Source organism: Cellulophaga baltica, from assembly GCF_900102165.1.
Taxonomy (GTDB): Bacteria; Bacteroidota; Bacteroidia; order Flavobacteriales; family Flavobacteriaceae; genus Cellulophaga; species Cellulophaga baltica.
In genome coordinates this window covers 1-23237 of the sequence record NZ_FNBD01000022.1, presented here as the reverse complement: position 1 = coordinate 23237, position 23237 = coordinate 1, and the positions used below count along the sequence as shown (strand labels likewise).

The 23237-nt window shown below is 35.4% G+C and carries 19 protein-coding genes and 1 tRNA gene; 1 reads left to right on the top strand and 19 read right to left on the bottom strand.

Annotation, left to right across the window (positions count from 1 at the left end):
• Positions 1 to 127: 127 nt before the first annotated feature.
• The 6 genes from BLQ19_RS21680 to BLQ19_RS20085 all read right to left on the bottom strand — a co-directional run bounded on the left by BLQ19_RS21680 (position 128) and on the right by BLQ19_RS20085 (position 6155).
• Positions 128 to 535, bottom strand: a complete 408-nt coding sequence (locus BLQ19_RS21680) for a formylglycine-generating enzyme family protein (protein ID WP_254788478.1) — start codon at positions 533 to 535, stop codon at positions 128 to 130.
• 38 nt (positions 536 to 573) lie between these two features.
• Complete coding sequence (locus BLQ19_RS21675) at positions 574 to 915, bottom strand: SUMF1/EgtB/PvdO family nonheme iron enzyme (RefSeq protein ID WP_254788469.1); 342 nt, start codon at positions 913 to 915, stop codon at positions 574 to 576.
• Positions 915 to 1721: a formylglycine-generating enzyme family protein gene (locus tag BLQ19_RS20100; protein ID WP_074539546.1), complete on the bottom strand. Its 807-nt coding sequence runs from the start codon at positions 1719 to 1721 to the stop codon at positions 915 to 917. The genes BLQ19_RS21675 and BLQ19_RS20100 overlap by 1 nt, the downstream gene beginning before the upstream one ends.
• Complete coding sequence (locus BLQ19_RS20095; RefSeq protein WP_074539545.1) at positions 1703 to 5092, bottom strand: OmpA family protein; 3390 nt, start codon at positions 5090 to 5092, stop codon at positions 1703 to 1705. The genes BLQ19_RS20100 and BLQ19_RS20095 overlap by 19 nt, the downstream gene beginning before the upstream one ends.
• A 20-nt stretch (positions 5093 to 5112) precedes the next feature.
• Positions 5113 to 5796: a type VI secretion system tube protein TssD gene (tssD, locus tag BLQ19_RS20090; RefSeq protein ID WP_074539544.1), complete on the bottom strand. Its 684-nt coding sequence runs from the start codon at positions 5794 to 5796 to the stop codon at positions 5113 to 5115.
• Between the two features lie 288 nt (positions 5797 to 6084).
• Positions 6085 to 6155: transfer RNA gene (locus BLQ19_RS20085), tRNA-Arg, on the bottom strand.
• Between the two features lie 124 nt (positions 6156 to 6279).
• On the opposite strand from BLQ19_RS20085, the gene BLQ19_RS20080 reads away from it, so the two are divergent.
• On the top strand, positions 6280 to 7488 hold the full coding sequence (locus tag BLQ19_RS20080; RefSeq protein ID WP_074539543.1) for a site-specific integrase: 1209 nt from the start codon (positions 6280 to 6282) through the stop codon (positions 7486 to 7488).
• A 438-nt stretch (positions 7489 to 7926) separates the two neighbouring features.
• Here BLQ19_RS20080 and BLQ19_RS20075 read toward each other — a convergent pair whose 3' ends face one another.
• The 13 genes from BLQ19_RS20075 to BLQ19_RS21370 all read right to left on the bottom strand — a co-directional run.
• Positions 7927 to 9888, bottom strand: coding sequence for a heavy metal translocating P-type ATPase (locus BLQ19_RS20075; protein WP_074539542.1), 1962 nt, complete (start codon positions 9886 to 9888; stop codon positions 7927 to 7929).
• Positions 9889 to 10245, bottom strand: a complete 357-nt coding sequence (locus BLQ19_RS20070) for a DUF3703 domain-containing protein (protein ID WP_074539541.1) — start codon at positions 10243 to 10245, stop codon at positions 9889 to 9891. It abuts the gene before it with no gap.
• Positions 10246 to 10278: 33 nt separating this feature from the next.
• Entirely contained in the window at positions 10279 to 10635 is a 357-nt protein-coding gene (locus BLQ19_RS20065) for a SpoIIAA family protein (RefSeq protein ID WP_074539540.1), read from the bottom strand.
• Positions 10636 to 10698: 63 nt separating this feature from the next.
• The gene (locus tag BLQ19_RS20060; RefSeq protein ID WP_025614742.1) at positions 10699 to 11115 is read right to left on the bottom strand and encodes a Fur family transcriptional regulator; all 417 of its coding nucleotides are present in this window, start codon (positions 11113 to 11115) and stop codon (positions 10699 to 10701) included.
• Between the two features lie 9 nt (positions 11116 to 11124).
• Positions 11125 to 12315 carry an efflux RND transporter periplasmic adaptor subunit gene (locus BLQ19_RS20055; protein ID WP_139150300.1) on the bottom strand — a complete coding sequence of 397 codons (1191 nt, stop codon included), beginning with the start codon at positions 12313 to 12315 and terminating at the stop codon, positions 11125 to 11127.
• 1 nt (position 12316) lies between these two features.
• The gene (locus tag BLQ19_RS20050) at positions 12317 to 16702 is read right to left on the bottom strand and encodes a CusA/CzcA family heavy metal efflux RND transporter (RefSeq protein WP_074539538.1); all 4386 of its coding nucleotides are present in this window, start codon (positions 16700 to 16702) and stop codon (positions 12317 to 12319) included.
• 95 nt (positions 16703 to 16797) lie between these two features.
• Positions 16798 to 17175 (bottom strand): hypothetical protein, encoded by a 378-nt coding sequence (locus BLQ19_RS20045; protein WP_226990025.1) that lies wholly within the window; start codon positions 17173 to 17175, stop codon positions 16798 to 16800.
• 567 nt (positions 17176 to 17742) lie between these two features.
• Positions 17743 to 19980: a multicopper oxidase family protein gene (locus BLQ19_RS20040; protein WP_074539537.1), complete on the bottom strand. Its 2238-nt coding sequence runs from the start codon at positions 19978 to 19980 to the stop codon at positions 17743 to 17745.
• A complete protein-coding gene (locus tag BLQ19_RS20035; protein WP_074539536.1) occupies positions 19970 to 20452 on the bottom strand; it encodes a DUF305 domain-containing protein in 483 nt (160 codons plus the stop codon). The genes BLQ19_RS20040 and BLQ19_RS20035 overlap by 11 nt, the downstream gene beginning before the upstream one ends.
• Before the next feature lie 11 nt (positions 20453 to 20463).
• Entirely contained in the window at positions 20464 to 21312 is an 849-nt protein-coding gene (locus tag BLQ19_RS20030) for a DUF3347 domain-containing protein (RefSeq protein WP_074539535.1), read from the bottom strand.
• 92 nt (positions 21313 to 21404) lie between these two features.
• The gene (locus tag BLQ19_RS20025) at positions 21405 to 21773 is read right to left on the bottom strand and encodes a hypothetical protein (RefSeq protein ID WP_074539534.1); all 369 of its coding nucleotides are present in this window, start codon (positions 21771 to 21773) and stop codon (positions 21405 to 21407) included.
• Between the two features lie 336 nt (positions 21774 to 22109).
• Positions 22110 to 22592 carry a hypothetical protein gene (locus tag BLQ19_RS20020; RefSeq protein WP_074539533.1) on the bottom strand — a complete coding sequence of 161 codons (483 nt, stop codon included), beginning with the start codon at positions 22590 to 22592 and terminating at the stop codon, positions 22110 to 22112.
• Between the two features lie 227 nt (positions 22593 to 22819).
• The coding region (locus BLQ19_RS21370) for a DMP19 family protein (protein WP_074539532.1) at positions 22820 to 23237 on the bottom strand (418 nt) is incomplete at its 5' end.

The window sequence follows — 23237 nt, the reverse complement described above, 5'->3', positions numbered from 1 at the left end:
CCTTCTACAAATACAAAATTAGCTTTTGCATCTTCTAAAATTTGCTCCTGTTCTGGTGTTGCCTTTTTTTGTGAATTACAACTTTGAACCAGTACGTAAAATAAAAGCAAAAACAATTTTAAACGCATTATTTTATAGGTCTTTTCTGGTTACAAACACACCGGAAGCCTCCGCCAAAGCCATCTTGTTCAGGCTCTCTAGAGCTACGTATATACACAGAATTACTTAATTTATGAAAACCACGAATTACTTTTACAGTACCAGAAACTATGCTATCAAATCTAGGATTTACAACAGGTTCTTTTGAATATAACGTCAACCAATCATTGGTCCACTCAGGTCTACCTCCAGACATATCATAAATTCCTAAAGGGTTCGGTGGGTAAGCCCCCACAATTGTATCATAAACAGGATAGTTTCTTTTCTCTGTAAAACTTCCTTCAATTTTTCCACTATCCGTGGCATGCTCTACATTTAACCCACGGCTACGTGCTGCATACTCCCATTGGGCCTCCGTCGGTAAATCTATAGGCAAACTAAGTTGTTCCCCTAACCATTGACAATACGCTTTAGCTAAAAACCATGTGCTTTTTTGGCCGCATAATTTGGACCATGATCTTGTAAATGGCCCCTGTATTGTGAATTAATTATTTCTTTACCATTTAATATAAAATATAAATCAAACTCTTTCCACGTTGTTTCATATTTACTTATCGAATAACTATCTAAAGTTACTTGATGCTCCCTAGCTATTGAAACACCATTTTTACCCATTGTAAAAGTACCTCCTTCTACAAACACAAAATTAGTTTTTGCAGTTTCTAAAATTTGCTCCTGTTCTGGTGTTGCTTTTTTTTGTGAGTTGCAACTTTGAACTAGTATGTAAAATAAGAACAAAAACAATTTTACACACATTACTTTATAGGGGTTTTTTGATTACATACACAACGAAAGCCTCCGCCAAAGCCATCTTGTTCAGGATCTCTAGAGCCTGATCTACTATATACAGAATTACTTAGTTTATGAAAACCACGAACTACTTTTTCAGTTCCTGAAACTATAGTATCGTACCTAGGGTTTACAACAGGTTCTTTTGAATATAACGCCAACCAATCATTTGTCCATTCTGCTCTACCACCAGACATATCATAAATTCCTAAAGGGTTCGGTGGGTAAGCCCCCACAATAGTATCATAAACAGGATAGTTTCTTTTCTCTGTAAAACTTCCTTCAATTTTTCCACTATCCGTGGCATGTTCTACATTTAGCCCACGACTACGTGCCGCATATTCCCATTGAGCCTCCGTCGGTAAATCTATAGGCAAATTAAGTTGTTCCCCTAACCATTGACAATACGCTTTAGCTAAAAACCATGTGTTTTTTTTTGCTGCATATTTAGGTCCGTAATCTTTTATTTTACCTCGATGATGTGGGTTAATTATTTCTAAGTCGTTCATAATATGATACAAATCAAATTCCTCCCAAGTTGTTTCGTACTTACTTATCGAATAACTATCTAAAGTTACTTGATGTTCCCTAGCAATTGAAACTCCATTTTTACCCATTGTAAAGGTACCTCCTTCTACAAATACAAAATTAGCTTTTGCATCTTCTAAAATTTGCTCCTGTTCTGGTGTTGCTTTTTTTTGTGAATTACAACTTTGAACCAGTAAAAAAAGAAGTAATAATAGTTTATGAAATTTTAAAATTCTTTTACCCATGCTTTATCCAAATTTTTAATAGTTTTTATATGGTTTTCAAAACGTTTCCAATCATCAGTATCTGTTAATAATTCGTTTTGCAAAAACTGTTTACTTTCTTGTACAGCTATAAAGCGCCCAGAGGTTCCTTTGGTAGTCTCATCATGTACTTGGTATGTGCCATCTAAGGCTTTAACAGCCATATGCTCCATAGCTTCTTGCCATTCGCGCCCATGAGTAATAGACTCAATAATTATCAACGCAGCCTCCTCAAAATCAGCATATAAATCACCAGAAACTAAATTAGCTATGACATCAATTTCTTTTTGCCTGTCTTTTCTAATAATTTGGTTATATTTATATTCCGCCAATTGGTACAACATACGGCCTTTAACTTTAGGCGGTACATAGGTAAGCATATTCGCATTCGCTATAACATTTGCAGCCATATATTCAGTTTCAGTTCTATTCTCTTCGTAATTTTTAAATTCATCAACAAAGTCATTAAAATCTTGTAAAATTGAAAAACCAAAAACTGCAGAGCTTCCCATTAAAGCTCCCGCAGCTTTAAAATAATCTTTTTGCTGCCAAAGTTTTAGTATCCATCCTGTATATACTTCAAAAACATCAATACGAGATTCAGTAGGTTCTCCAAAATTATCTATTGCATTTTCAAAAACCTTAAGAATATTAAAATCGTTTTCTTTTAGTTTATGATACACCAATACTACAAAATCGTATAACTGCTCAATACCAACACTAAAACTCATTGCACCACCGCCACCTAGACCCCAAGTGGCATTTGCTTTTACTTTTATTTGAAAAGTACCAGTTTCTTGATCAAAGCCTATTTTAAATTCACCCTCTAGCCCAGCACCCGCAGTACCTGTTACGGCACCACCTACACTAGCTAAAATACCCCAACCATTAGTTATTTTTTCAGGGTTTGTCCATTCTAGTGCTATACTTAAAGAAGCTTCCGCTTTAGCTCCTGCAAAAGCAGAAGCCTTACCACCAGCATCAGCACCAAAAAGGCTTACATCTGCTGATGGATTATTTTTTCCTTTTTCGGTAGCTGCTAATAATTTACCCTCATAAGCTGTAGCTTTTTCTTCTGTTTTCTCTTTTTTACCCACTAATTGTGCTACTCCTTTATAAGTGTTAACCTCAAAACCACCCGATAAATTAATGGTAGCTCCAACAAAACCACTCACACTACCTTCTACATGAAAACGCCCCTGTCCTAATTTTATAGTTGTTTCTTCAGGTATTCTTTTCTTTACACTTTCATATACATTTAAGCCTACAGTTCTATTAGCAACCACTCTACCCTCTTTTTGAACATTTAAGTTACCTTCTCCATCGCTTAAAATAGGATTTACAAGAGTATCTATATAAAATATTTTAAAATCTTTTTCACTAATACCAGGAACTTCACTAAAAATAAAGTTTTTAGTGTGTTTAAAATAAGTTTCTATAAGCTGTTTATCTGAAACTTTAGAAGCCAAGTTTGCAAGTGTGCCCGATATTACTCCACCATCTAAAGGTTTACTATTTGCATTTTGACCATCAATAACTTTAGATTTAATTTCTGTAGAAATAATGTTTGAATGGGGATATTTATATTTTTTTACAGCTAGCTTTAATTCGCGTATTAAAATGTCTCTTAATTTATCATTATCATTCATCTGCATATGTAGGAAGCGCTTCTTAAACACCGCAGGGTAATTTTCCATCATGTAGCCTGATAAATAAATCATGTCTCGTTCTTCGTCTCCCCAAATACCATCTTCAAAATACTCTTTCCACTGTGCCGTATTATTTGTAAAAAAAGCATGTGTAGCATTGGCCCGGCGATAGCCCATTCTTTTATTATAGTCATCATCTCCAGTAGTATCTGTTTGGCCAACTACTTGAATAAAAACCTCTTTATCTTTCTCTGAATTTTTTAAAAATACAATACTTTGCAACTGTGTAGCAACATCAAGTGCTGCGCTCGAATTCATAAAGGAAGAATTGTGCGCAAAAGTAGCCGCCTCTGTATTTGAATTGGTGCTTGAATCTTTTAATTCAATATCAAAACACTCTGTTTCTATTTCAACACTAAATTCTAAATCTATCCCATTATTGTCTGGCAAATACAAATTTGCTTGAACACCAGCTTCTGCTAAAGAAAATTTAGCCTCCGCAGAAACACTTGCAGATGCTTTACCATCTGTAAAATTAAAATTAGCAACACCACCTGCATTAGCAGAATAGCGCATAAGTTGTGCACCTCCGCTAGCATCAAACATTAAATTTGGTAATCGATGTTCATACACCTCTTCTATTAATTCTTTTCTCTTTTCTAATTCTAAAGGTATTTTTTTGTATTTAAATTTGGTAATTTCATTTACAAAATCCTCATCTGTTTTTGCCCAAATTTCTCTAATAAGTAATAATGTTTTATTCCAATCATAATGATCAAAAACTTCTTTTTCGAGTAATGCTTTTATTATATCCCTTTTTTGTTCTTTTTCTTGGTGGCTGAAATTAGCAGTTTCATTAAAAAAAGTTACAGCATTGTCAATCAAAGTTGCATTTTCTTCTGTCAAAAATGCTTGTACGGTAGCATCGGGAATATAATTTTTAATAGTATTAAGTTTTACTTGCCCATCTGCTTTACCAAAGTTCCATTCTTCATTAATCTCTGTTTTAACTTTTTTTAAAGCATCTTTTAATTTACTGCTTTTATCTTCTTCCCCCTTATTAGCAGCAGCTTGCTCCTCTTTTTGCTTTTTAAGTTTTTCATCAGTTGAACCGTCATCACTATCAGTTTCTATTTCATCTAAAAGGAATTTCATGCTTTTTGCTAAATTAGAGTCTTCCGCATATAAATTTGCAGGAAACTTAAAACTTTCAAATCGATTCCTTTTATGTTTTTCATCATTTACTTGAAGTAAATCATGAATTGATGCATAATATGTTCGCTTACTAACAAGACCAATGCCTTCTATTAAAGATTTGTACCCCCCTTGTGGTACTGGGTCTATATCTTCCTTATCCTCTTCTTCACAAATAAGCCCTCTTAGTTTATCTTGAGCTACTTTAAGACTTTGTAAGTCACTTGCATTGACAACTTCGTTACCTTCAGTATCTTTTGTTTTAGGCAGCTGTGCTTGAGCATCCGATAATTCTTTAACAGCATCATCATATCTTTTAGTTTTTTCTAGAAATAAATCAAACCTATGTGCTTCCAAAGCCCAAACTTGTTGTATAGTATCTGCTGTATCTGGGTCTAAGTCTTTATTAATACTTGGAAAAAATATTAGTTCTGTAACGCCTTTGCCTCCACCTGGAGCCTCTGCTGTTGCTTGTTGATCTGTGTTTTCTTTTAATCTTACCGTTGCCATTTATTGCGTTTTTACGAGGATTAATCTTCTTCTTCGAAAATTTCTAATTCTACTTTTTGGAGGTCTGATGTAATTAATAGATCTTCTAAGATGTCATTATCCAGATGTACTCCATTATACTTAAAGTCATAATCATCATCAGATAAATCTATATCTACTAGTTTTCCTATACAATTTTCAGTTCTAATTTCAAGAATTAGTTTATCTTCATATAGTTCCTCCACTACATTACCCTCAGAATCAGTATACCTACAAGATAAAATTTTTGGTTCTAAATCTTCTTTAACCACCGGAGCCTCCACAAAAGGATTACTAGGGTTCCAAACTTTCTCAAAAATTACATCGCGTACACGTTGTATGCCTGGAGTAATTGTCAGTTCCATTTTAAGCGGATCATGACCCGTAGCGCTAAATTGCTCTCGCAATCCTACACAATAGCAATTGGCGAATTCAAAATCAAACAATTTACTCAACCCATCTCTTTTAAAGAAACGGATATACCCATCATACATTTGGTAATCGTCTAACATCCATAAATGAAACAAAGAATCATCTCCTGTAGACTCTACCACAAAGTTTAATTGTCCGCCTTCTACCTTTGCTTTAGGCTTTCCCCTAGCATCAAGAAGTTGATGGTATACATAAGTGCCATTGAGAACATTGCGTTGTTCTCCGTTGATAAAAAGTTTTGCTAGAAAAGCCATAGGTTACTGGTGCTTGTACTGTTTAACTATAGAAGGATAACGCAATTGTATTAACTATGTATATAAAAAGATGACAGAAATGCTACTTTTTTAGATACCAATACCAAACGCTCACCACTACTGAACAGCTAAAAATAAGATAAATCGGTAAACTGATTGTATAATTTTCCTAATTTACGACGAAATACACGTAAATTTTCTATAGCTACGGAGTACGTATTCATGAATAAGGGACATACGAATGTATAGGAACAAAAAAAGTCTCTGAAAATTCAGAGACTTTTGATGTGATGGCAGAAGGATTCGAACCTTCGACCGCCTGCTTAGAAGGCAATGTAATTTAACTTTCATATGCCGTCATTTATTTTCTTATACACTGATTTTCAATATTTCATGTATTTTTATTTTGTAGTAATTTTCATTTAATATACCTTTAATAGGCAATTTGTTGTACAGATGTTGTACAGATTTAATTAAGGGCTTATGGCAACCGTAAAAACCGTATTAAGAAAAACAAAGCTAGCTGATGGTAGTTACCCCATAGCTTTGAGGATATCAAAAAACAGAAAATCAAAATTTTTTCAAACTGTATTCAGAGCCTTTCCCAATGAATGGAATGAAGCATCAGGAAGTTTTACAAATAAAAAACCCAATAGTACACAAAACAATAGACTACTCCTTAAATTCAAAGATAAAGCTTTAAAGATACTGTCTGATCTAGAAATAGAAAAGGAATATTTTGACCTCAATGAATTTGAAAATCGGTTTAGAGTAGTAACCAATCCAGTTCAACAAAATGTTTTTTATTTCTGGAACGAAATTATAGAAGAGATGATGTTGGCAGGGAGAACAGGAAATGCAAAAGTAAATAGAGAAACAAGAAGGTCCATTAGGAACTTTTTTGGATCTGATTATTTAACATTTACTAATATTACGCCTACATTCCTTAGAAAGTATGAAGTCTTCTTAAGATCTAGGGGTGGAACAGATGGTGGAATCAGCATAAGACAACGCACATTAAGAGCATTATATAATAAAGCTATTGAACGCAGTATTATTAAGGACATTAATCATCCATTTAAGAGCTATAAAGTATCAAAATTAAAAAGTAAAGGTTTAAAAAAAGCACTAAACATGGAGCAAGTTAAGAATATTGTAAATCTTGACTTGAATAAGTATCCTTTATTGACCAATAGCCGAAACTATTTTGTTTTTAGCTTTTATACCAGAGGGATGAACTTCGCGGATATGATGAAATTGGAATGGAAAGCTATAAATGATGATAAAATTTATTATATCCGATCCAAAACTAAAGGCAACTTTATGGTGAAAGTACTTCCTCCCGTTCGAGAAATACTTGAATTCTATGCTAAATACTCTTTAGGTACAAAATATGTATTTCCTATATTATTAAAAGAGGACTTGACTCCCACTCAATTGGAAAACAGAAAGGATAAAACTTTAAAACGTTATAATAAAGATTTAAAAGAAATTGCACAAATCTGTGGTATAGACAAGAATATAAGTAGCTATGTAGCTCGACACAGTTTTGCTAATTGCCTCAAGCAAATAGGAGTCGCAACGGACATTATCAGTGAATCTATGGGACATCAAAATTTAGCGGTTACTCAAGCATATTTAAAAGAATTAGATAGTTCAGTTTTAGATGAAGCTAGTGAACTTCTTTTGTAGATCTTGTTTCTAAAAAAAATATCTGGACCTAAGAATGACCATATTAGGGTATAAATCTTATTTTATAGATATACCTAGATATACCTTTTGCCCCTGAAAGGTCGACGCCAAAATGATTAGAGAGTTTTCTCATCTTAGAGCTCCATTCTATTTTTAATAAAATATAAATATTAATAATCAACGTTTTGCATGTTGTGTAGTAGCATCCCGCAGGGTTCTATGAACTATACACATCTTTGTTACCCACAGGCTTGCTGCGTTCTGCTTTTCAGGTTATCTTCTTCAATCTTGGTTCGGATGTGTGTGTTGGCAAAGACATACTCTTTTGCCGTTTTGGAGGTGCATTGGCTGTAGCGACTGCGAACGTGTATGGCTTCTAGAGTTGGCGTTTCGTTTATCGATTGTTCAAGTTAGCATCGAATTTTTCCACAATTTGTCTCAATCCCATTTCATCTTCTGCAACCTCACAGCATTCAATATTGCCAACAAAGCTACGCCAACATCAGCAAAAACAGCTTCCCACATTGTTGCAAGACCACCTGCGCCCAAAACCAAAACCACAGCTTTTACACCAAAGGCCAAACCAATGTTTTGCCAAACGATTCGGCGCGTGGAACGACCTATTTTTATGGCTCTTGCTATTTTGGAAGGTTGGTCTGTTTGAATGATAACATCTGCTGTTTCAATAGCCACATCGCTGCCTAAGCCGCCCATTGCAATACCAACATCACTTGCCGCCAATACTGGTGCATCATTTATGCCATCGCCTATAAAGGCCACTTTGTTATCGGTTTCCGCCATCAGTTTTTCGACTTCTAACAATTTATCCTCTGGAAGCAGACCGCCTTTTGCCCAATCAACGCCCATTTCTTTTGCCACTTGTTGGGTAATGGAATCCTTGTCTCCTGAAAGCATTATGATTTTGGAAATTCCCGATTCACGTATTTTTTTGATAGCCTCGTGGGCATCTTCTTTCAATTCGTCTGCAATGATGATATAGCCAGCGAATTTGTTTTCAATAGAAACCATCACAATAGATTCTACAATGTTGTCGGTTTCAGATGGAACTTCGATATTATTTGAAGTCATCAGGGCTTTGTTTCCTACCAAAACCGTTTTGCCATTTACTGTTCCCTTCAATCCTTTTCCTGCGACTTCGTTTACGTCGGTTGCCTGAAAATCTTCGCCATCGGCTTTGTATTCCATAATGGCCTTGGCAATGGGATGGGTGGATTGTTCTTCCATCGCCATCAGGTACTTCATAAATTCGGGTTCATCCCAACCAATGGCTTTTATAACCTTAATTTTGAAAACACCTTTGGTCACGGTTCCTGTTTTGTCCATTACCACTGTGGTAACTTTTGTCATTTCGTCCAAAAAAGATGCTCCCTTAAAGAGGATTCCATTTTTTGAAGCTGCTCCCAATCCACCAAAATAACCCAACGGAATAGAAATAACCAAAGCACACGGACAGGAAATTACCAAGAATATCAATGCTCTATATAACCAATCGCTAAATACATACTCTTCAACAAATAAGTATGGCAAAAATGTTAATCCAATCGCCAAGAATACCACAATAGGTGTATAGATTCTTGCAAATTTTCTAATAAATAATTCGGTTTTTGATTTACGTGCCGTAGCATTCTGAACCATATCGAGGATTCGCGCAATGGAACTATCCTTGAATTCCTTGGTGGTTTCAATTTCAATAACACCATCCAAATTGATGCTTCCCGCAAATACTTTTTCATCTTTAGAAATGGTATCAGGTTTGCTCTCTCCAGTTAAAGCTGCTGTATTGAACGAACCTTTTTCTGATAGTAAGACGCCATCGAGGGGAATTTTTTCGCCTACACGAACTTGTACCTTCTCACCAATTTCAACCGTTTCTGGATTTACCGACACGTAATCGTTATTTCGATATACCAAGGCCTTATTTGGGCTTACATCGAGCAAGGCTTTAATGTTACTTTTTGCTCGATTGACAGCAGCATTTTGGAACAATTCTCCAACCGCATAAAATAGCATTACTGCCACACCTTCGGGATATTCGCCTATGGCGAATGCTCCGATGGTAGCAATGGACATCAAAAGAAATTCCGTAAAGAAATCGCCTTTTAGGATGCTGTTCCATCCTTCTTTTATTACAGGAAAACCAACTGGAAGGTATGCGACTGTGTACCATACAATACGTACCCAACCTTTAAAATAAGGGAATGCATCAAAAAAATCGACGGCTATACCGATAATCATCATTACAAAACTGAAAAATGCTGGTAAATAGGTTCTGAAATCACCGAGCTTTTCAGGATTGCTGTGATTGTGGCCATCGTCGTGACCATGTTTGGTCTCTGAATCTGGTTTTAAATCCCTTAAATTAACTTTCTTTTTTTTCATTTACTTAAATATTTCTTTAATGTCATTTGGAATAGGCATACGTTTTAAAGGTGGCACATCTGCTCCACCAGTATTACCAACAGGAACGTAATTTATAAATGATTTCCACCCACCAACAGCTAATCGCAATAATTGTCCAAATACTTCTTTAGTGTTTTTCTGCATCAATCCGAACTGTAACATTAACCAATGCGAATAGGTATGCTCAATTGGATAGGATTGACCTATAATATGGCTTCGTTCTAAATGATACCAAGCTGTACTAAAATCCTGTTCTTTTAATGCTTTTTTATAGCACAGCAACTCTTTATTGTAGAATTTTTTTAAGTGCTTCGGTATTGTTGTGTTAAATTTCATTTGCTTATTGAATATAAATATTAAGACTTGACATTAAGAAATAATCCAGTTTCTTGCCAGTTCCTTATCTTTTAAATCAAAATACCTTACCTCTGAACTTGTAAAAAAGTCAGTGAATTTTGCTGCAAACTCCTGCCATTTTTTTTCACCAACAAAAGCCATTTTCCCATAATCGGAAATGTGTGCGCTATCTACTTTTATATCTTCCCAAAAACCTTTTAAGGTATAACCAGTAAAATCTTCCATTTCAAAATAGAAATCTACCTTTTGACCTTTCTCTATTATGTTATGAATAAGTGGATGTATCTTTTCCACATCACTCTTTTGGATTTTATCACTAATTTTTGCTGATATTAAATTGTCTTTTTCTGTACTGATTAAATGTATCATTGTTTGTATATTTTATTATATTGAAACTAAAATACTGATAAATAATATGCAATGAAAGTGCATTTAATGGCCACTACATTTTTCGCATATTCCTTTAACAACAAGGTTTACATCCTCTGCCATATAACCTTCAGGAATATTGATGTGGGGTATTTTATACTCTGTTAAGCAAACAGTTTCATTGCAATTATTACAATGAAAATGCAGATGCAAATCAGTTTCAATTTCACAGTTACAACCTTGTTCGCATAGAGCATATTTAGTAATTCCAGTTCCGTCGTCTATTTGGTGGACGATTGCTTTTTCTTCAAAAGTTTTAATAGTTCGGTACAAAGTTGTTCTGTCTGCCCTTTCAAAAGCATTTTCAATATCGCTCAATGTTACCGCTGTTTCCTTTTGTACAAGAAACTTATAAATTAATAACCGCATTGCTGTAATACGAATATCTTTTGATGCAAATAATTTTTCTATCTCGTTCATAAGTCTTGATTAATGTCCGTGTCCTCCTCCTCCTTCTTCTTCGCTATTTTTTGCTTTTGCCAAAAGTGTAAAGGCATCCTTTAAAATAATTTCCATAGAAGTAATATCTTGTGTTTCATCTACAAAATCAAATGCTACAAAACCTTCTTCCTCATTTCCTTTTGTGATTTCGAGCATTTCAAAATCGTTCATTGTATTTTCTCCTTCTTTACGTTTTCCAAGTGATTTAAAAATATAATGTTTTGCTTCAAATCTTACAATGGCTTCTTCTGGAATGGCATATTGCTCTTGCGCTTCCACTTCAATGGCTGCGTTCACGAACATTCCTGGCAACAGCTCTTCATTTTTTTCTTTTAAATGACCATGAATCGTGATAGACCTATCGTCACGTACATTATTAGCAATAAGGAATACTTCGGCTTCCATCCATTCTTCAGGTGCATTTGCCAATCTAAAACGGATGCGTTGCCCATTTCGAAGTAAGTGAATATCGTCTTCGTAAACTTTAAGCTCTACGTGTAAATCTGATGCATCGGTAATATCCATAAGTACGTCCTGCGGATTGAAATATTTACCTGTATTGATATAAACCTCTCTAATCACGCCATTAATGGGCGAATAGACATTTACAATGGTGGAAATAGACCCATTTTTTACACTTGACGGATTGAGGCCTATTAAACGCAGCTTGCTTTCAAGCGATTTAATAGTTGCCTGATTGGTCAAATACATACTTTTTGCTTTTTGAAAAATTTTAGATGATGTAACATTTTCATCATTCAAGGTTTGTTGACGTTCAAAATCTGCTTTTAAATAATCATTATTTGCCAAAGCCTCCAGATATTCTCTTTGGAACTCTATAAACTCTGGATTTTCGACACTTGCAATGACCTCTCCTTTTTTGATTCGGCTACCCGGAAGCATTTCGGTATACTTTAAAAATCCACCATAGGGAACTGTAATTGAAATATTGCCTTGTGGTGGCACATCAATCATCCCGTTGACCGTGATTTCGTGACCTATTTTTCGTTTTTCAACTTTACCAATGACAATATTGGTCTGTGCCATTTGGGCATCTGTCAATTCAACTTGATTTTCTTCCCCTTGGTGGTCATCTTCAACCATTGGTTGTGCTTTATCCTTGCAGCCTGTTGCCATTAAAGTGACGACAAAGACTATTATTATGTGTATGTTATTCATTTTATTGATTATTTGCGATGAGTTGTTCAATTTGAATTAGTGTTTGGTTGTACTTGTTTACAAAATCCAAGTATTTCACTTGAATGGTCAATGCCCTGTTCAGTCCTTGGATGTATTCAATGTATCCAACTTCTCCTTCCTGAAAGCCACGTTGCGAATTTTTCAAGAGCAATTCCGCTTGTGGTAAAGCGTTGTTTTTGTATGATTCCAGATTTATTTGCTCTGTTTGAAGCGTTTCCCATAAAGTTTCGAGTTGGGTTTGGGTTTTGTTTTTTACGGCTTCCAATTGCACTTCATTCTCCATTTTATGGATTTTTGCTGCTTTTATTTCTGCCGTATGTGGCTTAAACCAAATGGGGATACTTAAACCCAGTTGTACACCTGTGAACCTATCTCCAGAATCGAAAACCGTTGGTGTTCCGTTTGCCGTTTCGCCATTGCCGATAAAGGATTGATTGAAATAACCCAATGTGATATCGGGTAACATTTTGGAAACAGCCACAGATTTTTCATTTTCGGCAAGTTCTATTTGCTTTTGGTAAAAGGCAAGTGTTGGATTGTTTGCAATTGCCGTCGAATCCTTAATTCCAAATAACATTGCAGTTTTTACTTCCAAATTTTCTACATTGATATCTACCAAACTATCCGTATTTATCAAATTCTGCAACTGCAGTTGATGATTTTTAAGGGCAGAAGCGTTTTCCAAAATCATAATTTGTATATCAGCCAACTCTACATTTGCTGTCGCTTGCTCCAATGCATTGCTTTCTCCTGTTTTGTAACGTAAGTTGGCGGCATAGGCAAATCGTTCATAAATGCTATCCTGCTTTTGTAGTACCTTTTGTTTGCTCTTGAGATACCACAGTTGGTAATAGGTAGCTTTTACTTGGGCAATCAATTCATTTTTCAAAATAGCTTCGTTCAGTTCGCTTGCCTGTATTTGGGTGTTGGTCAATTTATTTTGGCTGCTATAAAGTGTAGGGAACGCAAACTTTTGGCTTACGCTAAAACGAGTGTCATTATCTGCAATGCTATTGGTTTGGCCATATTCCACACCGAAATCGGTTTTAGGCAAATCGAAACTACTGCCTTTCAATGCCTGTTGTTGTGCCGTCTGCAAACGTGACACTTTGATGTTCGGATTGTTCTTTAATGCTGTTTCAATCACTTCATGAATATTTTGATAGACTTTTACTTCAGAAGCTGTCTGTGCGTTTATGGAATAGACACTTGCGAGAAATGCCATCAACAAAACAATTGCTGTTTTATTAGGTTTCATCTTTAATTTTTTTTCTGAATAATAATAGAGAATCGGTAGTACTACGAGTGTCAAAAAAGTTGCAGTAATCAAGCCACCAATCACGACCGTTGCTAAAGGACGTTGTACTTCAGCACCTGAAGTTTGGGAAATTGCCATTGGTAAAAACCCTAAAGAGGCTACGGAAGCTGTCAAGATTACAGGACGTAAACGTGTTTTTGTTCCCTGATAAATACGTTGGAAAATATCAGAAACACCATCTTTTTTAAGTCGGTTAAATTCAGCAATCAATACAATACCATTTAATACGGCTACTCCAAATAATGCAATAAACCCAACTCCTGCGGAAATACTAAATGGCATATCTCGAAGCCAAAGTCCAAATACACCGCCAATTGCTGATAATGGAATTGCCGTAAAAATAAGCACACCTTGTTTGATTGACCCAAACGTAAAGTATAACAGAATAAAAATGAGCAATAATGCCAAGGGCACTGCAATTGCCAAACGTTCACGAGCTTCCACGAGATTTTCAAATTGTCCACCATAAGAAATGTTATATCCTGGTGCCAGATTGATTTGCGAATCGATTTTAGTGCTTATTTCATCCACAACACTTTCCACATCACGATTACGAACATTAAAAGCGACAATAATGCGTCGTCGTGTATCATCCCGTTGAATTTGATAAGGGCCATCTTTTATAGAAACAGTAGCAACCTGTTGTAATGGAATCTGCTGACCATTGGAACCATTGAGGTATAAATTCTGAACATCATGGAGGTCTTTACGGTTATTAGTTTCCAAACGAACCACTAAATCAAACTGCTTTTCGCCTTCGTAAACCAACCCTGTTGAAGCTCCAGCAAATGCCGCTTGAATGGTGTTGTTTACCGATTTTATATCCAGTCCATATTTAGCAAGTTGCCCACGATTATAGCTAATGACAATCTGTGGAACACCCGTAACTTCTTCTACATAGACATCGACTGCGCCATCGACAGTTCCAGCCAATTTCCCGATTTTGTTTGCATAATTGGAAAGTTGGTTTAAATCTTCTCCGTAAATCTTAATGGCGACATCTTGACGCACACCAGTCATAAGTTCATTAAAACGCATTTGGATTGGTTGTTGAAAACCGAAGGTCACACCAGGAATGACTTCCAAAGATTCCGCCATTTTGTTAGCCAATTCTTCCCTGTTGAAAGCAGAAACCCAATCTGATTTATCTTTAAGAATAATCATCAAATCGGCAGCTTCAATCGGCATGGGATCTGTTGGAATTTCGCCTGAACCAATTTTTGACACTACCTGCTCCACCTCTGGAAAATTATCCAATAGAATTTTTTCAGCCTTGGTTGTGGCTTTAATCGTGTTTGAAAGTGAACTTCCCGTAATCACCCTTGTTTCCACTGCAAAATCTCCTTCTTCTAGCGTTGGGATAAATTCGCCACCCAAACTTTGGAATACCAAAAACGCAATAACAAAAAGCGCAACTGCAGCACCAACCACAAATACTCTTGTCCGCATCGCCCAATGAATGATAGGCTCGTAAATACGGTAAAAGAAGTCCATCATCTTGTCAGAAATATTCCGTTTATGCTCCGTTTTCTTACTCAACACTAATGCCGACATCATAGGAATGTATGTCAACGATAATAGAAAAGCACCCAAGATGGCAAAACTTACCGTTTGAGCCATTGGTCCAAACATTTTCCCTTCCGTGCCAACCAATGCTAAAATTGGCAGATACACTATTAGGATGATGATTTCCCCAAAAGCTGCGGAATTTCTGATTTTACTTGCGGACTGATAAACTTCTTCATCCATTTCAGCTTGGGTCAATTTTCTGGAAAGTTTTAATGCTCCCAAATGAAATAAGGTCGCTTCCACAATAATGACGGCACCATCTACAATCAAACCAAAGTCGATTGCTCCCATACTCATAAGGTTTGCAGAAACCCCAAACAAATGCATCATACTAAAAGCAAACAACAAGGCAAGTGGAATCACGGAAGCCGTTATAAGACCTGCACGCCAATTCCCCAATAATAAAAGCAATATAAATATAACAATTAGCGCACCTTCAATAAGATTGGTGGTAACTGTGGCTATGGCATTATCCACCAATTTAGTTCTATCCAAAAATGGCTCAATCACCACACCTTCAGGCAATGTTTTTTTTATAGTTTCAATTCTATCTTTTACATCCTTAATTACCTTTGCAGAGTTTGCGCCCTTCAACATCATTACTATCGCACTTACCACTTCGCCTTCTCCATTTCGAGTCGTTGCACCATAGCGAATTGCCTTTCCTGTTTGAACCGTTGCAACATCCCTTATTAAAATTAGATTTCCGGTGTCGGTCTTTTTTACAAGTATATTATTAATGTCCTCAATGGAACCAACAAGACCTTCACTTCTAATGAATAATGCCTTATCATTTTTTTCAATGTATGCACCGCCAGTATTTTGATTGTTATTTTCTAGTGCATCGAAAAGGTCAGAAATGGAAACACCCATTCCGTTCAATCGTTCTGGACGGACGGCTATTTCGTATTGTTTGAGATAGCCGCCAAAACTACTTACGTCCGCGACGCCCTTCGTTCCTAATAGTTGGCGTTTAATAACCCAATCTTGAATTGTTCGAAGGTCTGTAGCCGTAAATTTATCCTCATAGCTGGGTTTTGTTGTAATGACATATTGGTAAATTTCGCCAAGTCCTGTAGTCAATGGCGCGATTCCTGGTTTGCCGATACCTTCAGGAATTTGGGCTTGGGCATCTGCAAGACGTTCATTTACTTGTTGTCGCGCCCAATACACATCAACATTTTCCTCGAATACAATAGTAACCACGGATAAACCGAAACGTGAAAACGAACGGATTTCATCGATTTGTGGAATTGTCGCCATGGTGAGTTCAATGGGAAAGGTAATTAAACGTTCAACCTCTTGGGCGGCAAGGGTTGGCGAGGTCGTAATGACCTGTACTTGATTATTGGTAATATCGGGAACGGCATCCACAGGAAGCTGTTGGAGAGAATATACACCCGTGATAATCAAGGCTAAAGTGAGTAAACCAATAACCAACTTATGAGTTATGGAATACCTAATAATATTATTAAGCATAAAGAAGTATTAATGAATTTATAAATAGGTTGTAACTATCAAACTATTATGTAAGTAGCTTTAATTTATAAGATATCTACAACTGCAGATATTCATTAAACTTTTGGAGGTTGGAAAAGAGATTCCAGATATCTGGAATTGATGTTGAATGTATAAGAATTGATTTGATTTTGTTCTTCAGAAGAACCATCATTAATTAATGTTGGCTGAAATGGTGCGAAGAATACAAAATGTTGACAACATTGATGGCTAGTATGTAAGGGGGCATCTTCGTGGTCGGACTCTTGATGATGGTTGTCAGGTTTTCCGTCATCATTTATATAATCTTCATAAACATATTCAAAAAAAGAATATCCTTCGTTTTGTTTATGGTCTTGAAAATGAGCAATAAAATGTGATATTTCTTCAATCTGCTCGCAAACTTCCATATTGGCAGCCATTCCTTGAAAAAGGAACAGAAATGACATTGACATGGAAACAATTATTTTCATATAGTTTGACAAATATACAAATTCTTGGTTGCAACTGGTGTGCAAAAGAGTTGTTGGTTTTTCTTAATTGCGATTGGAAAAATAACAGCCTTATTTACCGATGTTTCTATTCTAACTAAATAATGTTGATATGACGGATTGCGCGCGAGGGAGGATTTTAGGTCTTTTGTTTTTTAGACGTTGGCTTTTGCCCGGTGAAAAAACAAATGTGCTAAAATGTGCTTTGGGCTTTTCATACGGGATTTTTCTTAAGTGTTCGGATTTTTTTAGCATGTGGGTAACGTCTACGTATATGAAAAGTAGGGCAGAAAATAAGCTTTATCCATTCGGTTGAGTCACAAGCCATATTTTTAATTTTTCTTTTTTTAACTTTTAAGTTCTAATAATACAAAATTAAAAATATGGCGACATAGCAAACACAAAAATACCATTGAATTAAGCTAAAATCGCCCTATTTTTTATATACATTTGTTTGGCATTGTGCTTTAGGCGTTCTGCTTGTTTTCAGATGTTTAATTCAGTTGAATGTGAGCGTTGGCATTTTCTGTGCTAATAGTTTAATGTTGCTCCAAATCCAATTCCCATATCGCTGTCATAATGTGATGATATTCCTAAATGACGAGTAACGATATATTTAAAACCAGTCATATATTCCTTGTCGGTATTTACCATAAATGCCCATCTCAATCTTGACGAAATAGGAATGTCCTCTCGCATCAACTGAAACCGTACATTTCCGTCTGTAAAAATTTCGCCTTGTAATTTCACGAGCATTGGCAAAGTATATTCTGCTCCCAAACTCAAAACTGCTCTTTGGTCTTTGGTATTAGTCTGTCCGAAAATGTTCTTTTCCACTTCGCCATTTTGTTCTCGGTAACGCCAATCAAAACCTACAAATGGAATAAACCATTGGTTTTTGCCAATGTATCTTCCAATATGCGTTTCCGTTTCGTAACCGTGTTCATCGTGATAGCCCAAACGCCATTCTGTTCCAAAACTCCAACGTGTGTTTTGCAACATTACCATTCCATCGTTTCCGTTTGTCGCGAAGTCATTTTCCGCCATAAAATGAAACTTGTTGCTTTCAGATTGCAATTTTTTGTAAGCCCATTCTTTATTTGGTAAATACGGATTAGGTTTAGAATTTTCATACGAAAATACTCGGTTCATTCCAGCCATCATATGATACAAAATGTGGCAATGAAAAAACCAATCGCCATCCATATTTGCCTCAAATTCTATCGTGTCGGTTTCCATTGGCATAATGTCGATAACATTCATCATTGGTGCATATTCTCCTTGTCCGTTCAAAACTCTAAAATCGTGTCCGTGAAGATGCATTGGATGTCGCATCATCGAATTGTTATAAAGCGTTATCCGAACATTTTCGCCTTTTTTAATGAGGATTTTATCAACTTCGGAAAGTACTTTGTTATCCATACTCCAAACGTAGCGGTTCATATTTCCTGTTAGTTCAAAACGTAATTCTCTAACTGGTGCATCTTTTTGCAATGTTGTGGGCTGTGGTGCTTTCAACATTCCATAATTCAAGGTTACAATATCTTGGTTTGCATTCATTGAATGATTTGAATGGTCCATTTTATCGTCCATATCCATTTCGTCATCCATTTTCATTTTAGGATTACCCGAAATTTCGGGATACATAACCGTATTCATATCCATTTGCTGATACGACATATCCATTCCCATATCATCCATAGTTCCGTCCATATTCATCATATCGTTCATCATTTTCATTCCCTCAAAATAGTTCAGTTTTGGCATTCTGCTTTTTAGCTGAATTTTACCATTCCCTAAATATATTGAAGCTGAACCTGTACGGTCTTCTGGTGTTGCCAAAAATTCATAAGCAATATCTTCGTTCGGAATTGTAACTACAACGTCATACGTTTCTGAAACGCCAATAATCAATCTATCGACTTCAATGGGTTCAACATCGTTACCATCGTTAGCTACTACAGTCATTTTTCCACCTGCGTAATTCAGCCAAAAGTAGGACGATGCTCCTCCGTTTGAAACTCTCAAACGCACTTTGTCGCCTGCTTTAAATTGAGAAAGTTGACTTTCATTTTTACCATTGATTAAAAACTTGTCGTAGTACACATCACTTACGTCCATTGCTAACATTCGTTTCCATTCGTTCTCTAACTTGGTTTTAAAATGACCTGCTTTTATGGCATCTGAATAACTTTGTGTCGTTCCTTTTTTGATGCCTGCCCAATCATTTGCATTTGCTAACATTCGGTGTACGTTTTCAGGTTTTATGTCTGTCCATTCACTTAAAATAATTGGAACTGCTGGTAAATCATCAATGCCTTTTCTAAAAGTTGGGTCATCCTTTTTCTTCAATAAAACTAACGAGCCATACATTCCTATTTGCTCTTGTAAACCGCTATGGCTGTGATACCAATGTGTTCCGTTTTGAATAATTGGAAAACTATACGTAAAAGTTTCATTGGGTTCAATCGGCATTTGGGTTAAATAAGGAACGCCATCTTCCTTGTTGGGAAGAAAAAGTCCGTGCCAATGCAAAGATGTACTTTCCTTTAACTTATTGTGAACTATAATTTCCGCAATGTCGCCTTCTGTAAAAGTTAAAGTTGGCATCGGTATTTGTCCGTTTACCGCAATCGCTCTTTTCTCTTTTCCCGAATAGTTGACAATAGTGTCCGTAACCGTTAATTCATATTTTACAATATTTTGAGCCGAAACTTTACTTGCAATGAACAATAGTAAAATGATAATAATAAATCTGTTATTTTTCATTTTCTAATCTTTTTATCATTGCTTTCATTTCCTCGATTTCTTTTCTTTGAGCCTCTATAATATCTTCTGCCAGTTTTTTTACTTCTGGGTCTTTAATATCTGCTCGCTCGCTTGTTAAAATTGCAATCGAGTGATGCGGTATCATTGCCTCCATCCACAAAATATCGCCAACGATTGGTTTTTGAATGCGGACAAGAAATAGGGCAGAGCTAAAAAGTACAAGACTGCCTAACAGTATTGCGATATTTTTTTTCTTGTTTTTATACATATTCCGCATAAAAAACCACATAATTACTGCCATTGTTGAAATGCCCAAACACGACATATAAAATCTTGTGAGACTAAAATATACGTGGTCTATTGCATAGGTGTTTAAATACATTGTGATGTACATTGCTACAAAAGAGCATCCTAACATTAGAAAAAATGTTGTGTATTTATTGTTCTTTTTATGTGTTTCTGAATTTTCCATAGTTGATATTTTTATTTGTTAATTGTTTCTACAGTTTTGCCACAACTCAACATTTTCGATCCATAGTAAGGATTTTTTATAGTTTCTTCTTTGCTCAACCAGTTTGCACCTTTGCCATCGTTTGCCATTGGGCAAAATTGATAATAGGTTGGTGTTTCTTGTTTTGATATTTTTATCACATCATACATTTTTTTTGAGAGTGAATTGAAATATTGCCTTTGCTGACTTGTTTCTTTTGTGTCCGAAATTTTTTGAGTATCAGTTTTTAAATTATCCAAAATTTTCATCCAAACCATATGAACTTCATTCGAAAGATTTGCCATTTTCACTTCGTTTAATGCAGTCGAAAGATTTTTGGCACTTGTTGAAGCTGTAGTTCCATCAGTTTTTACCAACGAATTTTTAAGAGCAAAATAATTGTCAAAAACTGCTGAAAGCGGATTTTCGTCTTGCATTTCGGTCATTTCGTTTGAATGTTGCGAATGGTTGTTTGTAGACATAACCATAGTTGACGAAACTTCTTTTGCTCTTTCGTATTGGCAACAATTCGGCAAATTTGAATACGTGTCGTCTGGTGCTAAAAAGCTATCGCTATCGTAACCTGCGAGAGCAATTCGTTTTAGGATTTCATCTTTCGAAGTTTTTAAGCTGTCGTATAAAATGGTCGCTATTTTGGTTTCTTTGTTCCAATCCACAACGGATTGTTTTTTGATATTACCAGCTTTTTCGATTGTGCTTTTGCACATTCCACAGTTTCCGTAGATTTTAACGGTTTCTGTATTTTGATTTTTTAATTGAGCGTTACACGCTGTAATTGATAGCACCAAAAGTGCCATCATTAAATATTTTAATGATTTCATTTTTTTAAATTTAAAATTGTTGTAAAAGCTAAAGAATACAAGCCGTAGGCTTGTTTTCAAAAAGACAGACCTGTGGCTGTCAAAAAAAGATTTTAGCTTATTTTTGGCGGTTGCCAAATGGAAAAATATACTGCTTTTGGCTTATTCTGAACGTAAGTCCATTCATTAGCCAAAAGTTTAAAATTATTATTTAATTCTAATAGGACATCTTTAAATGATACTGTTGAATTTACCGAACTTGGACAATGACAAGATGTATTATCACAAGCTCCACCACAACCATCATCGTCATTTTCTTGATTATCACAACACGATTTTTTTTCGGTTTGATTATCTTCTTTTGAGCAAGAAGTTTTTTCTGTCTTTTCCTTTTCAGAGGATTTTCCGCACGCAAAAACTGAACTGGTCGGAATGACCAACAACATTAAAAAAAGTAATAATATGTGCGTTCCGTTTTTCATAAAATTCCGCTACAAAGATAATAAAATTTTCAGAATCTCTATTCCGCTGTCGGGCGTTGACTATTTTAGTTGAAAAGTTCAATTTTAGCACTATTTTGTTGCCAACGTCTCGTATAAGAAATTTAGGGCAAGTGATAAGTACTTTTGTTTCGGTTTATTACTTAGCTAAATATAAATATTTTGCTTTTATCTTTTGTTCTATAAACGCCAAATTTTATATTTAGCCGACTTTGAAAATAAGCTCAGACTTTCGGTTAAGCCATAAATGCCCCTTGTTTTTTACCTCAGTTCTTTGTTGCCAGTAGTTTTTATTCCTTTTTGATATTTATTCCGCTTTTAAATCAATTCTGAAGATACATTCTCAACTTTTCCAAACTTGTCAAATACAATGACTAATTCATAATGGTCTAAAACTCCAATATTATCAGGTTCAGGTACAAGGTAACAAATTGTATTCGGACTTGTTTTATATCCACATTCTCCATCATTTTGGCCCAAAATTTTAAGCACTTCTGTTTTATTTTTTCCGATTAGCACGTTTTCTTTCAAGTCATTAATCATTCTGTATCTTGAGTTGGTATTTTCAATCCAATCTTTTGAATTAAAATCTTTCGACCTCAATATTGGATTTATTATTCCGTAACAGATTCCAATAAACAATGCTGTCCATATTATTGGCATTAAAAGTGTTGCCAAAAAAGAGTAAATTTTTAAGTTCTTAATTCCAGATTTTCTTTTCAAAAATTTTCTATACAAAAAGAATGAAGGTATTAAGAAAAGGATTTCAATCACTATAAAAATAAAAATCAGTTCAATCATTTCTCAATTTTGGTCAAATTACTGGCAACGTTAAATATATGGTAAGTTGGGCAGAAGACAAGCAATTATTCTCGGTTTAGCCACAAGCCAAATATTTTGTATTTTGTTTTAATTTTTCTCTTTTGATACCAAATCAAAAGATTTGGCGACTTTGCAAATAGACAAGAACCTTTGGATTAAACACTAATCGCCCAATTTGCTATATATAGTCTTGTAGATAGGCTTTTTTATAGTTCGTTTCTGTTTTTTTCTGCATATTCACGATATAAGTCTTTCTTTGGTCCGTCTGGGTAACTCGAAAATTCGCTGTCAAATTCCATCATTAATCTTTCCGAATTTTCGTCAGAACTTTCAAAAAACCAACTATCATTTTCTGGAAGTAATGCAATCGCTTGCTCTATAATTTCGGCAGATTTAGTCGCTCCAATTTCACTCAGTGATTTTATTACTTGTCTTTTCTGTTTAGGAAACCATTCTTGTAAAAAAGTTAAAATACTATCCGCTTGCCCAGCATTTTCCAAATGCATACACAAAAATAAATTCAGTTGTACTGAGTTTAGCGAATTTGGATTTTTTTCGTGTCTATTTACAAGAATTTCATATAACGCAATTGAAAAATCAGAATTGTCATCTAATAAAAATAAG